Origin of the sequence: Streptosporangium amethystogenes subsp. fukuiense (assembly GCF_042665875.1) — a bacterium.
Lineage (GTDB): Bacteria > Actinomycetota > Actinomycetes > Streptosporangiales > Streptosporangiaceae > Streptosporangium > Streptosporangium fukuiense.
Genome location: NZ_JBHTEE010000001.1, coordinates 9572008 through 9584919, shown reverse-complemented (window position 1 = coordinate 9584919; position 12912 = coordinate 9572008). Strand labels below are relative to the sequence as shown.

Annotated in this window: 14 protein-coding genes and 1 riboswitch; of the genes, 7 read left to right on the top strand and 7 right to left on the bottom strand. The window is 68.7% G+C overall.

Features of this window, described 5'->3' with window-relative positions; genetic code table 11:
• Positions 1–120: 120 nt before the first annotated feature.
• From ACFQVD_RS42490 to ngcE, 5 genes are all read right to left on the bottom strand, one after another.
• Complete coding sequence (locus ACFQVD_RS42490; protein ID WP_343969706.1) at positions 121–411, bottom strand: 4a-hydroxytetrahydrobiopterin dehydratase; 291 nt, start codon at positions 409–411, stop codon at positions 121–123.
• Positions 398–1000: a hypothetical protein gene (locus ACFQVD_RS42485; RefSeq protein ID WP_343969704.1), complete on the bottom strand. Its 603-nt coding sequence runs from the start codon at positions 998–1000 to the stop codon at positions 398–400. Before ACFQVD_RS42485 ends, ACFQVD_RS42490 begins: the two co-directional genes overlap by 14 nt.
• Before the next feature lie 108 nt (positions 1001–1108).
• Positions 1109–2014, bottom strand: coding sequence for a carbohydrate ABC transporter permease (locus ACFQVD_RS42480; RefSeq protein WP_343969701.1), 906 nt, complete (start codon positions 2012–2014; stop codon positions 1109–1111).
• Positions 2014–2925, bottom strand: a complete 912-nt coding sequence (locus tag ACFQVD_RS42475; protein WP_343969697.1) for a carbohydrate ABC transporter permease — start codon at positions 2923–2925, stop codon at positions 2014–2016. The genes ACFQVD_RS42480 and ACFQVD_RS42475 overlap by 1 nt, the downstream gene beginning before the upstream one ends.
• Before the next feature lie 6 nt (positions 2926–2931).
• Positions 2932–4386, bottom strand: a complete 1455-nt coding sequence (ngcE, locus tag ACFQVD_RS42470; RefSeq protein ID WP_343969694.1) for an N-acetylglucosamine/diacetylchitobiose ABC transporter substrate-binding protein — start codon at positions 4384–4386, stop codon at positions 2932–2934.
• A gap of 331 nt (positions 4387–4717) precedes the next feature.
• Here ngcE and ACFQVD_RS42465 point away from each other — a divergent pair, with 331 nt between their 5' ends.
• The 6 genes from ACFQVD_RS42465 (at position 4718) to ACFQVD_RS42440 (ending at position 8923) form a co-directional block, all read left to right on the top strand.
• The gene (locus tag ACFQVD_RS42465; RefSeq protein ID WP_343969691.1) at positions 4718–5365 is read left to right on the top strand and encodes a class II aldolase/adducin family protein; all 648 of its coding nucleotides are present in this window, start codon (positions 4718–4720) and stop codon (positions 5363–5365) included.
• A 97-nt stretch (positions 5366–5462) separates the two neighbouring features.
• Positions 5463–6683, top strand: a complete 1221-nt coding sequence (locus tag ACFQVD_RS42460) for a DUF4032 domain-containing protein (RefSeq protein WP_343969688.1) — start codon at positions 5463–5465, stop codon at positions 6681–6683.
• A 144-nt stretch (positions 6684–6827) separates the two neighbouring features.
• Entirely contained in the window at positions 6828–7208 is a 381-nt protein-coding gene (locus tag ACFQVD_RS42455; RefSeq protein WP_343969686.1) for a roadblock/LC7 domain-containing protein, read from the top strand.
• Positions 7209–7212: 4 nt separating this feature from the next.
• Positions 7213–8091: a hypothetical protein gene (locus tag ACFQVD_RS42450; RefSeq protein ID WP_343969683.1), complete on the top strand. Its 879-nt coding sequence runs from the start codon at positions 7213–7215 to the stop codon at positions 8089–8091.
• 61 nt (positions 8092–8152) lie between these two features.
• Positions 8153–8539 carry a roadblock/LC7 domain-containing protein gene (locus ACFQVD_RS42445; protein ID WP_343969680.1) on the top strand — a complete coding sequence of 129 codons (387 nt, stop codon included), beginning with the start codon at positions 8153–8155 and terminating at the stop codon, positions 8537–8539.
• 12 nt (positions 8540–8551) lie between these two features.
• The gene (locus ACFQVD_RS42440; protein WP_030911906.1) at positions 8552–8923 is read left to right on the top strand and encodes a hypothetical protein; all 372 of its coding nucleotides are present in this window, start codon (positions 8552–8554) and stop codon (positions 8921–8923) included.
• Positions 8924–9050: 127 nt separating this feature from the next.
• Here ACFQVD_RS42440 and ACFQVD_RS42435 read toward each other — a convergent pair whose 3' ends face one another.
• Positions 9051–10019 (bottom strand): hypothetical protein, encoded by a 969-nt coding sequence (locus tag ACFQVD_RS42435; RefSeq protein WP_343969674.1) that lies wholly within the window; start codon positions 10017–10019, stop codon positions 9051–9053.
• A 231-nt stretch (positions 10020–10250) separates the two neighbouring features.
• Positions 10251–10401: riboswitch (cyclic di-AMP (ydaO/yuaA leader) on the bottom strand.
• 343 nt (positions 10402–10744) lie between these two features.
• Positions 10745–11491 carry a DUF4253 domain-containing protein gene (locus ACFQVD_RS42430; RefSeq protein WP_343969671.1) on the bottom strand — a complete coding sequence of 249 codons (747 nt, stop codon included), beginning with the start codon at positions 11489–11491 and terminating at the stop codon, positions 10745–10747.
• A 455-nt stretch (positions 11492–11946) separates the two neighbouring features.
• Between ACFQVD_RS42430 and ACFQVD_RS42425 the strand changes: the two genes are divergently transcribed.
• Positions 11947–12891, top strand: coding sequence for a sugar kinase (locus ACFQVD_RS42425; protein ID WP_364148861.1), 945 nt, complete (start codon positions 11947–11949; stop codon positions 12889–12891).
• Positions 12892–12912: the final 21 nt, after the last annotated feature.

Below are 12912 nucleotides of genomic sequence, written 5' to 3'. Positions count from 1 at the left end.
CAGCGCCCACCATAACGAGTAATCGTGTGATCACACTGGGTATTGACCACTTCCGGTCGCCGCCTTCGCTCCCGGCCGGGAACGAAGGCGGCGACCGGAATCCGGCCCTCGCGGGGGTGTTCAGGCGTTGGCGGCGGCTATCTCGTCGATGCGGGCGGCCAGGGTGAAGTCCATCTCGGTCAGCCCGCCGGCGTCGTGCGTGCTGAGCGCGAGATGGAGGGTGCGCCAGCGGATGTCGATGTCGGGGTGGTGGTTGAGCTTCTCGGCCTCGACCGCGATCTCGTCCACGATGCGGATCGCGGTCGGGAAGTCGGCAGCGATGATCTTCCGGCGGATCTCGTCTCCCTCGCGCCGCCATTCGGGCAGGCCGGTGAGCCGGTCGTCCACCGCGGAGTCGTCAAGCAGGTTCATCCTCCCAGGAGATCACGTCCCCGGCGAGGACACCAAGCCTGGGCAGGCTTCCGGCGCGCCGGGCCATGGCCATGATGCCCTGGGCCATGGCGGTGGCGTGGCTGGCCCCTTCCAGGAGGGGCTCCAGCTCGGACAGCAGATCGGGAAGCCGGGACAGGCTCCAGTCGTGCCAGCCGGACAGCCGGGTGCCACCGCTGTCGGGATCCTCGGCGCGGTAGGCGGCCAGGATCGGGCACTCCCGGTGAATGCGGAGCAGCCATCTCTCGATGTCGGCGTTGAGCGCGGCTATCCGGGAAGGCGCGGCGTACAGCCAGCCGTCCTCGCCGATCCGGTCGGACTCGCCGCCGAGGGCGGGGTAGGAGCGGGCCACCGTGCCGTGCAGGAAGAGGCCGCTGGCCACCATGAGCTGGCGCCCCTCGCACCAGTCGAGCGCCCCGCGCAGGGGTGCCGGGACGGTGTCGACGATGACCGCGCGCTGGGAGGCCGTGGGCTGCCGGGCGAAGCGAACGTGCACCTCGGCCCACATGTAATAACTCGCCTCCCCCGCTCCGAAGAAGGGGAAGGGGAAGTCCTGGTCGGGGTGGGCCATGGGTCGGGTTTCTCCGTGGAGAGGGGACAGGAGTCGTTCCGAATATGAACGACTCCTGACACCTGCCTCGGGATTACTCGCCGGAGCCGGTAGTTTGACCGGATCCGGTCATTTGACCGCGCCAGAGGTGAGACCCGACTGGATCTGGCGCTGGAAGATGATGTAGACGATCATGACCGGGATGATGGCCATGCTCAGCGCGGCGAACAGGCCGGGCCAGTCGGCCTCGTAACCGGCACTGGTGGAGATGTTGGCGACGCCCTGGGTGATCAGCCACTTGTTCTCGACGTTGCCCGACAGCAGCACGATCGGCAGGAGGTACTGGTTCCACTGGCCCAGGATGTTGAAGATTGTGATGCTGATCAGCCCCGGCCTGGCCATCGGCACCATGATCTGGAAGAACGTCCGGGTGTGCGAGCAGCCGTCCATCATCGCCGCCTCGGCCACCGAGGTGGGCAGTGTCTTGAAGAACGCCGACAGGAAGAAGACGGTGAACGGCAGCGAGTAGGCGATGTAGACCAGGATCACGCCGAAATGGGTGTCGATCAGGCCCAGGTTCTTCACCACGAAGAAGAGCGGGACCAGCGCGAGGAAGACCGGGAACGTCATCCCCGACACGAACAGGAAGTAGATCGCCCGGTTGCCGGGGAAGCTGTAGCGCGCCAGCACGTACGCGGCCATCGAGCCGAGCAGCATGGTACCGGCCGTGCTGCACGCCACCACGAAGACGGTGTTCAGCATGTACTGCCCGATGTGCGCCTTCGCCCATGCCCGGCCCCAGGCCTCCCAGCCGAAGGAGGAGGGCAGCGTGATGGCGTCCCCGAAGATCTCGGCGTTGGTCTTGAAGGAGGCCAGGAAGGTCCAGAGGATCGGGCCGACGATCAGGATCGCCCAGACCAGCAGCGCGAGGTGGGAGAGCACCCCGAAGGGGCCCAGCGAGTTCCTGGTTCGCCTGGCACGCGCGGGGGCTGCGGGGCGGGAGGCGGCGGGCTTGCGAGCCGTGTCCGTGGCCATCAGAACTCGATCCTCTCGCGCCGGGTCACGCGCAGGGTGAGGGCGGCGAACGTGATGGTCATGAAGAACAGCGCCACGCCCATCGCCGACGCGTAGCCGAACTTGGAGAAGTTGAACGCCGTGCGCCAGATCTCCATCGGGAGCACCGTCGTGGCGTTGTCGGGCCCGCCACGGTCGACCGAGAGGACCTGCACCAGGGCGAAGGCGTCGAAGGCGGCGATGCCGAGATAGACCCAGGCGACCTGCATGGTGTCCCAGAGCAGCGGGATCGTGATCCTGAAGAACAGGGTGAACCTGCCCGCGCCGTCGAGGGCGGCGGCCTCGAACACGTCCTTGGGGATGGAGGACATGCCCGCCGAGAACAGCACCACGTAGAAGCCGACGGCCTGCCAGACCATCACGCCGATGATGGCCAGCAGGGCGATGTCGGGATCGATGAGCCAGCCGACCGGCTCGATGCCGACCTTGCCGAGCAGGCTGTTGATCACGCCGGTCCCGTCCGGGCGATAGATCGCCTGGAAGAGCACGCCGACGATGGCGACCGCCAGGACCTGGGGCATGAAGAAGATCACCCGGTAGACCTTCGAGCCCCAGATCCCGGTCATCCGACCGCCCCGCTGCCCCCCGCTCAGGTTGAGCAGGAAGGAGAAGAACAGCGCGATCGCGATGGTGACCAGCGGCATGACAAGCAGCAGAACACCGTGGTGACGCACCGCAGCCCAGAAGACCTCGTCGTCGAGGAGCCTGCTGAAGTTCTCCAGGCCGATGAACTGAGGGTTCGCCGAGATGCCCTTCCAGTTGGTCACCGCGATGTAGAAAGCCTGGATGTACGGGCTGACCACGAAGACCACGTAGAGGAGCACCGGCGCGGCGAGAAAGCCGACGATGAACGGATACCTGCCGTGCCGCATCGGGGGCTACACCGTCCGGTTCTGCTTGGTGATGGACGAGTCGGCCTTGGTCTTGTCGGCTGCCTTCTGCATCTTCTCGCAGAACTCGTCGGCGGAGATGCGGCCGAACATCAGCGCGTTGGTCTGCTTGCGCAGCTCGGTCTCGAACTCCTTGTACCAGTTCTCGAAGCTGCTGAAGGTGACGATGTTCTGGCCTGCGGCGGTCTGCGCGGCGCTGAGGCTGGCGTTGCCCGGCGACAGCTCCAGGCCGTCGGCGGCGCCGGTCACCACGGTGATGTTGCCCGACTTCTCGGTGAAGCCCCTCGCGCCCTCCTTGGAGAGCATGATGCGCAGGTACTCCAGGCCGCCCTTGGGGTTCTTGGCCTTGGCCGGGACGATGTACGCCTCGCCGGCGGCGGCGCGGATGGCCTCGAACGGCATCTTGTCGGCCGCGGTGACGCTGGGGGTGGGCGACAGCGCGTACTTGAAGCCTTCGGGGGTCTGCTCCTTCTGCTCGTTCTCCAGCCAGGAACCGGAGGGGTAGAGGGCGACCTTGCCCTGGTTCTGGCGGAGCTGCACCTCGGTGTGGATCAGGCCCTCGAAGGACTTGTCCATGTACTTGGCGATCTCGGCCCAGGCGGCGGCGGACTGCTTCATGGCGTCGCGCTGCCACACCCCGTCGACGAGGTTGTCGACGTCGAGCAGGATCTGGTTGCCCTCGATCTTCGCGGCGGAGATGAGGATCATCCAGTACGCGTAGTAGGCGGCGTTCTTGCCCGCGTACGCGAACGGGGTGATCCCGGCGGCCTTGGCCTTCTCGGCGAAGGCCTTGAACTCCTCGAAGGTCTTCGGCGGGGTCCAGCCGTTCTTCTCGAACAGCGCGGAGTCGTACCAGAGGCCGTACGCGGAGAAGACGTAGTTCATCAGGTACGGCTTGCCGTTGATGAGGCCCGACTCCACGGTGCCCGGCGCGACCAGGTCACGGACCTTCTTGCTCGGGTCGTCGATCGAGGGGGCGTCCCACAGCTCGGTGAGTTCGAGGAGCTGGCCCTCCTGCTGCAGGGCGCCGTTGTCCATCAGGTCGGTGCCGGAGTTGGCGATCACGTCGGGAACGTCGCCGCCGGCGAACCGCGGCTGCAGGGTCTGTGCGATCTGCTGGGTGGCGACGTGCTTGACCTGCGCCTGGGCGAACGCCTTCTTGTACAGCGGCTCGTGCACCTCGGTGGCGTAACTGTCACCGAGACCGCCCTTGAAGATGACGACCTCAAGCGGCGCGTCGGCGGCGACGCCGAACGGATTCGCCGCGGAGATCGCGCCACCCGCGGAGGGGGCCGCGGAGGTGCTGGCCGCCGGAGCCGCGCCACCGGTGGCGCAGGCGCTGAGCAGCCCGGCGCCCGGGCCGACGATCAGAGCGCTCATGCCGATCCGGCGGAGCAGCTGCCGCCGGGTGATGTCTCCGGGCGTACCGGCCGAGTTTGACATGCAACCCTCCTGAACGGGGGATCAATTAGGAAAGTTTCCTAAACGTTTGCCCGAAGGTACGTATCCGCGGAGTCCAGCGTCAAGACTTCCCGGCCGGTCTAGACCGAGCCGTGATGTCCTCGCGACCTATCCGCTAGCTACCAAACGCCAAGGAGGTGCAATTGAATGACAGAACGGTACACAGTGCCCGATATTTCCCTGGAACCATTGACGCGGACATCACCAGGGAGATAAAGGAACCGTGCTCACCGGCAGCCGAGGGACGAAAACCGGTCTAGACCAGATAATGGGGGTTTGCCGCCCGGTACCGCAAGCCCCTACTTTTGACGGCATGTTGCTGGCCGAGCAGCGCCGCCTGCTGTGTGAGTACGGCCGCCGGGCCGCCACGACCGGACTGGTCGTCGGAACCGCGGGAAATCTCAGCGTGCGCGCGGGCGAACTCGTCGCCGTGACGCCCAGCGGCGTCTCCCTCGACCGGCTGGAACCCGAGTCCTGCCCGATCGTCGACGTCGAGGGCCGTCTCGTCGAGGGCGACCTGCGGCCGTCCTCGGAGACCCCCATGCACTTGGCGGTCTATACGACCACCGATGCGGGCGCGATCGTGCACACCCACTCCGTCTTCGGCACCGTGGTCGCCACGACCATGAGCGAGCTGCCGCCCATCCACTACAACACCCTGCTGCTCGGCGGGACCGTCCGCGTCGCCGAGTACGCCACCTACGGCACGCCCGAGCTCGCCGCCTCCGTCCGGGCCGCGCTGACGGACCGGCGCGCGGCGCTGCTGGCCAACCACGGCGGGGTCACGATCGGCGACGACCTGGACTCCGCCTTCGAGGCGACCAGGCTGCTGGAGTGGCTCTGTGAGGTCTACGTGCGGGCCAAGGCAGTCGGTGAGCCACGCGTGCTCACCGAGGAACAGCTCGCCGCGGTGGTCCGGCGCGCCTTCGAGCCGCCCACGTTCCCCCGCCGCGAGCACTGATCGCGACACGACCGCCCTTTGCCGGTACGCCCTCGTCGCGAGGACCCAGCGCGACGCGACCCCCGCCCCGTACGCCCCCTTCGCGAGGACTGACCCGATGCCTCTCCAGCTCACCGGCGCCCCGAGCGATCCGGACCTCATCCGCCTGCCCTGGGACGTCCCGCTGGAGGACTGGCCCGAGCATCGCCTGGTCTCCCTGCCCCGCGGCATCTCCCGGCACGTGGTGCGCTTCACCCGCCTGGCGGGCAGGGTCTATGCGATCAAGGAGATCAGCGAGTACTACGCCAAGCGCGAGTACCGCCTGCTGTGGGACCTGAGCCGGATGGACACCCCGTCGGTCGAGCCGGTGGCCGTGGTCACCGGACGGACCGACGCCGCCGGTGAGCCGCTCGACTCGGCGCTCATCACCCAGCACCTGCAGTTCTCCCTGCCCTATCGGGCGGTCATGTCCGGAACGGTCCGCCCCGAGACGCTCAACCGGCTGCTCGACGCCCTGGCCGTGCTGCTGGTACGGCTGCACCTCAGCGGCTTCTACTGGGGCGACTGCTCGCTGTCGAACGTCCTGTTCCGCCGGGACGCGGGCTCCTTCGCCGCCTACCTCGTCGACGCCGAGACCGGTGAGCTGCATCCCATGATCAGCGAGGGCCAGCGACTGTACGACATCGAGGTGGCGCACACCAACATCTTCGGCGAGATGCTCGACCTGGAGGCGGGCGGGTTGCTGCACTCCTCCATCGACCCCGAGCAGGTCGCCGACTCCATCTGCGAGCGCTACCACCGCCTCTGGGGCGAGCTCACCTCCGACGACATCATCGACGAGGTCGACTGGCACATGGTCGACCAGCGAATCCGCCGGCTGAACTCGCTGGGCTTCGACGTCGCCGAGATGATGGTCCGCCGCAAGGCCGGCACCGGGCGGCTGATCGTCCGCCCCAAGGTGGTGGACGCCGGGCACCACCAGCGCAGGCTGCTGCGGCTCACCGGCCTGGACGTGGAGGAGAACCAGGCCAGGCGGCTCCTCAACGACCTCGACTGCTTCCGCGTGTCGTACGGCCTGCGCCACGAGGACGAGGCGATCGTGGCCCACCGCTGGCTGGCCGAGGTCTTCCAGCCCACGGTGGAGGCCGTCCCGCAGAACCTGCGCGGCAAGCTGGAGCCCGCCCAGTTCTTCCACGAGGTGCTCGACCACCGCTGGTTCATGTCGGAGGAGGCCGGGAACGACGTCGGCCTGCCCAGCGCGGTGAATTCCTATGTGAAGAACATTCTTGTTTTCAAGCCGGACGAAAAGGCGATTATCACCGACCAGCCAACGGGTTGATTTCCACCCGGGGTGTATATCTTCCTACTCGGTTGGTGAATCCTACGCTTTTTCCTATCAAGAACCTGGCTGGAAAGGACGAATCCCGAGAGCTTTCCCTACGCTGACCGGGCGACGCCTGAAGTCGCCGGCAAGGGAGAGCACGTGCTCGGAATCGAAGACTGCCTCACTGAGGTAATGGCCATCCCCGGCGCCCTGGACGCGATCCTCATCGATCAGACCAGCGGGACGGTCGTGGCGACCGGTGGCGCGAGCCGCCACGGTGACGTGGAGCGATCGGCCGCGGGACTGAGCGAGACCCTGCGCGCGACGCTGGACGGACTCGCCGTCACCGCACCGGGCGGCGCGGTCCGGATCGACGACATGATCATAACCACGGACGGCGGCCACCATTTGCTACGGCCGTTGGAAACGCTTTTCGACGGCCCCCTGGTGATTTATGTCAGGCTCGACCTTGAACGGTCGAACCTGGCACTGGCCCGCCACCGCCTCCAGGCCCTTTCCGGCCGCCTGATATCGACGTGAAGCCGTGCCGAGCGTCGAGATCATCCTCAGCGGGCTCGCCAGTGATCGCGCCACCGGCTCGCTCCGCCTCGGCAAGGCGGGCGCCATCTATCTCACCGACGGCCGCGTGACCTACGCCGAGAGCGCGGCGGCCCCCCGGCTGGAGGACCTGCTGGCGGCCTGCCGCGGGATCTCCGCCCACGCCGTACGACAGGCCAGGCAGGCCGCGACCGAGGATCTGCGGGGCGGCGAGCCGCCGGTCGCCGCCCCGCAGATCCTCGGAGGCGACCGGCTCCTCGCCCAGGGGCTGCTCACCAGGGGCGAGCTGGAGTTCTGCGTGTTGAGCACGGTGCTCGACGCCAGCTACTTCCTGCTGGAGTCGACCGGGCACCGGCCCAGGTTCCGGCGGGGAGAGCGGCACTGGCTCGGACCGCAGTGGTACTTCGACGCGGCCGGCCTGCTCCGGGAGTGCAAGCGGAGGAAGGCTCAGTTGGAACAGACCTGGCCGTCCGCGGAGCTGGACACGCTCCCGGTCATCCCGCGAAGGCGCATCGCCGCCCAGCGGGTGGTGTTGAGCTCGCTGCAGTGGGAGGTACTGGTCGGCGCCGACTCCACGGCGACCCCGGCCGACCTGGCACGCAGGCTGGGCCGCCCGGCGTACTCGGTGCTGCTCGCCGTACGGCAGCTCGCCTCCCGTGGGCTGCTGCGCGTCCCGGAACCCGACGCGGCCGCCGCACCCGCCGCGCAGGACCCGCTGCCGAGACGGACGAGGGGGGCCTCGGAGATCCCGGCAGCCGGAACGGGCTCCCTCGCGACGCCCGCGTCGCTCCCCGGAGCCACCGGGGACCCGACCGACGTCAACCTGCTCATCCGGCTCAGGAACGCATTGGAGGCACTGACTTGAGCCTGGTTCGATGCCGCCGATAAGGCTGCGGACGCTGAAGCTGATCGGAAGGAGGGTGCCGGTGGAACTGCGTGAGGAGATACGCCAGGAGATGGCGCTGCTGCGAGAGCGCATCCCGGACGTGGACGGGAGCGTCGTGTGCAGCGTCGACGGCCTGACCCTGGCCAGCGATCTGGGCCGTGACATCGCCGCCGAGCAGACCGGCGCGCTCTCCTCCGCGCTCCTGGCCCTCAGCCGCCGGATGACCGACATGGCCGGCAAGGGCACCTTCGAGGAGACGCTGATCTCCGGCACCAACGGCTACACGGCCTGCTACGCCGCCGGACCCAAGATCGTCCTCACAGTCCTGGCACGCCCGGGGACCAATCTCGGGCTGCTCCGGCTGGAGGGCCGCAAGACGGCGGCCAGGTTGGCCGCCATCACCTCGCGTATCTCGATAACCCAGTGATCGGAGACAGAAATGGGCAACATGGACATCTCTCTCAAGGAGATGATGGCGATCGACGGTGCCATCGGCGCGGTCATCGTCGACTACAACAGCGGGATGGCGCTGGGCGCGCTCGGCGGCTCCAAGGATCTCGACCTCCAGGTGGCGGCCGCGGGCAACACCGAGGTCGTCAAGGCCAAGATGCGGACCATGGAGTCGCTCGGCCTCAAGGACGGCATCGAGGACATCCTCATCACGCTCGGCACGCAGTACCACGTGATCCGCCCGCTCTCCGGCCGGAGCGGCAAAGGCCTGTTCATCTACATGGCCCTCGACCGGAACCGGGCCAACCTCGCGCTCGCGCGGCACATCCTGCGCGGCATCGAGGAGAAACTCGAGATCTGATCCTGCCGAGGCCCGTGCCCTTGCGGAAGGGCACGGGCCTCGACAGGAGCTCACCGCCCGGACGTCACCGGGACGGTGAGCTCATCGATCGCGTCGGTGCGGGGTGGGCCGGAGATCGCGCCGGACCTCAACTCTCCTCAGCGACCGCCCTGCGGCGGAGACGGCCGGCGACCAGGTAGGTGCCGCCGCCCGCGGCGAGCACTCCCGCCAGGGCCAGGGAGGCGGCCGTGGAGGGACCGGTCGAGGTCTCGGCCGCCACCGGGGCGGTGGCGCCCAGGTCCCGGACCTCCTGCTCGGCGGCCCCGGCGGCGCCGGACAGGGCGAGCGGCTTGGCGGCGATGATCGCCTCGGGCGCGGTGAGGGGCTCGGACATGATCTTGGGCTTGGCGAACGTCTGGATCGCCTGCTGGGTCTTCACGGACTTCTTGGACCGCTCGGCCTTGACCAGGGCCGTCTGCGGGGGCTTCGCCGGGTTCGCGTCCCGGTAACGCCAGGCACCGGTGGAGAACGCCACGGGGTGGTTCTTCTTGCCCACGCCGTCCCCCCACTTGGTGACCACGTACTTGACGTCGATGTGGCCCATGCCGCCGTTGCCGTCCACGCCGAGCGTGGCGGGGTTGAACCGGCCGCCGGTCAGGTCGGCGAAGGTCTTGGCGTCGAGGTCGATCATGACGCCCGAATTGGAGGGCACGCCGGGACCGCGGTCACCGACGAAGAACTTGGCCTTCTTGCCCTTGTAGACGACGTAGCCCTCGGTGAACAGGGGCCAGCTCGGGCTGGCGATCATGCCCTTCTGCATCGGCTTGCCACTGGCCGGCAGACCGGTGTCGCCGGCCCTGCCCGAGGAGTCGTCCCAGAAGTAGGAGGCCCTGGTCGAGCCCTGGAGGAGCACGACCCCGTTGGCGACCGGCTCGGTGTCCGCTCCGGGGGAGGCGACGGAGGCGGGGGCGGCGGCCGCGGGGGAGGCGGGCAGCGCGGAGACGACGCCGCCGGAGACGAGCAGGCCGGCACCGACGAGGGCGGCGGTGGCGAGGCGGTTCTTGTACGGGAGGCTCTTGGGCAGGCCGTTCTCGGGCAGGCCGAAAGGAAGACGCATGAAGAATGGGCTCTTTCGCGAGGGAACGGGACAACCAGCTGCGACACACGGCAAGAGGTGCACTGGCGGGGACGCGCTCTTCGGAAAAGTGGCGTGGCGAGATCAGCGGGTCGTCACGCGGAGCACGGTCCAGACGCCGCGATCAGGCGCGGCGAAGGAAAGGACGAGGTTCAGGTGGTCGGCACGGGCAGGGCGGGCACCGACGTGGTGACGCGGTGATCCATGAGGGGGATCTCCTCTCCAGCTCGTCTACCGGGTTAGCTGACGGGTTCGGGCGGTGGAGTTGCCCTACCGCCGCACGTTCGCAGCGGATTCACCCCAGGAAAGTGGTTCCCCGGTTCCCTGGCCCCTGGGGGCCGATGGGATTCGACGTCGGCCGGCCGCTCCCTCTTGTGAAGGGCAGGTCGCCAACCGATATCCGTGGACACTACCCGCCGAAATCGGACAAAGCAAAGCAAATGCCATGAAAACCCCAGAAGATCTACCTGCAAGCTTCAAGAAAGCCCCACTGGAGACCCCGTCCCACCAACAGCCGCCCTACCAGCGAGAACGTCTTGCCGATCCCGGGTTTCGCCCCCGGAGCCCCGCATCCGAGACCTTTCCGCCCCCGCGGGGAGCCCGGTCGCCCGAGGGTCGTCCGCACTCGAAGCCCTTTCACGCCCGGAGAGACAGTGGACCACCGCCAAAGACGCGCATCGCCGGAAGCCGCGCCTCCGGGGGCGAGCTCAGTCCCACCAGAACGACCAGGCGTTCCTGCCCTTGATCTGCTCGGCGTAGTCGACGAGGGTCCCCGCGCCCTGGATGATGCTGTCCGGGCAGAACGTCCAGTGCTCCGCGGCGACGTGCAGGGCGTGCTCCGAGGTCGTCGGGGGCGCGGCGACGCTGAGGTCGAGGGTGTTGAACCCCATCCCGACCAGCCGCACCCCGAACCTGTCCTCCCAGCTCCGCACCACCGCCGCGAGCGGGACCATCCACTCGTTGTGGTTCAGGGCGCCCTGCCAGCCCATCACGGCGAGGGCGTCGGCCCCGCGCTCGACCGCGACGAGCCCGAGCGGGGTCCGGCGCTCGGCCACCAGGCCGGCGTACCAGTCGGCGACCACGCCGGGATCGGCGGCGAGCCTTCCCGCCGGGGCCGGACCAGGACATTCGACTCCGAAGGGGTCGAGGATTTCGAGCTGGTCGACGTGCGCCTTGGCGATCCAGTCGGACCAGACCTCGGCCATGAAGGCGGCCGCGTGGTAGTTGTCGATCTCGACGGCGGTGTCCGGGGCGATCTGACCGGCCGACCAGGGCTGCACCGAGTCCTCCAGCAGCACCGGCCACAGGCCGGAGTGCTCGTGCTGCGCCCGCAGCCGTGCCCAGTACTCGCCGGAGACCGCCACCTCACTGAGCCAGAACGCCGGACGGCGACGAAAGGAGAGCTGAGCGTAACCGGGGTCGGGCCACACCACGTCACCCGGTGGCAGGTCCACCGAGAGCCTCCGGCCCTCTCCCCCGCTGCTCCCGTCGGCCCCGTCAGCGAACAACTGGCCCAGAACTGGCGGAAGCCTCCCACCCTCGCAATCGCTCATTCCTACCGATCCGATCCTGACCACGGACCAATTTTGGCCTGTCAACCATCCCGAGGGACAGTTCTGCCCTGGTCCAGGCAAAAATTATCGGTACGGGAGAGAACGGAGCCTGGCGGGTCTCACCCCTTCTTCACTCCGCGCACGTCGCGCCACACGACGGCCCGGGAAACCGGACCCGGCCGGTCTCTCTCCTTTTCCGCTCCGCGAACGTCGTGCCGCACAGTGGCCATCGGGGACCGTACTCGCCTATTTTGCCGTTGATCACCACTATGGGGACACGCCGGTCGACCGGGCCTCCACCCGCTGATCGGTCGAGCCGGGCACGGCCCGCCCACCTACCGAGGAGACGTTTTCCGATGACCGACCTGGTAACGCTCGGCGAGAGCATGGCGCTGTTCAGCGCGCGGCGCACCGGCCCGCTCAGGCACGCCCGCGACTTCGGGCTCGGCGTGGGTGGCGCGGAGTCCAACGTGGCCATCGGCGTCTGCCGCCTCGGCGGGCGCGCGGCCTGGATCGGCAGGGTGGGCGCCGACGAGTTCGGGGAACTGCTCCGCTCGACGCTGGCCGGCGAGGGCGTCGACGTGCGGGGGATGCTGGTCGACCCCGAGGCGCCCACCGGCCTGATGATCAAGAGCAGGCGTACGTCCGAGGTGGTCGACGTGCGCTACTACCGCTCGGCGAGCGCCGGGTCCCGGCTCCGCCCCGCCGACCTGGACGTCTCGCTGATCCGCTCGGCACGCGTGCTGCACGTCACCGGCATCACCCTCGCGCTGTCGGCGTCGGCCGCCGAGGCGGTGCGGGCCGCGATCGCCGAGGCCCGCGACGCGGGCGCGACCGTGTCGATGGACATCAACTACCGCCGTGCCCTGTGGACACCCGCCGAGGCGTCCGCCGCGCTGCGCGAGACCGTCGCCGCCGTGGACGTCCTGTTCGCCACCGAGGCCGAGGCCAGGTTGATCGTCGAGGGCGACGACCCGCTCGCCCTGGCCCGCACCCTGTCGGACCTCGGCCCGCGCCACGTCCTCATCAAACGCGGCGCCCTCGGCGCGATCGAGCTCTCCGACGGCACCGTACGGCACGCGGAGCCCCACCGGGTCGCCGAGCTCGACCCGGTGGGCGCCGGGGACGCCTTCGCCGCCGGCTGGATCGCCGAGACCCTCGCCGGGGCCACCTCCGAGCGGCGCCTCGCCACCGCCTCGGCCGCCGGGGCCTTCGCGGTGACCGCCGACGGCGACTGGGAGAGCCTCCCCCGCCGTGCCGACCTCGACCTGCTCCGCCCGTCCGACGGGGTCAGCCGCTGATCGAGAACGACGCCGTCCGGC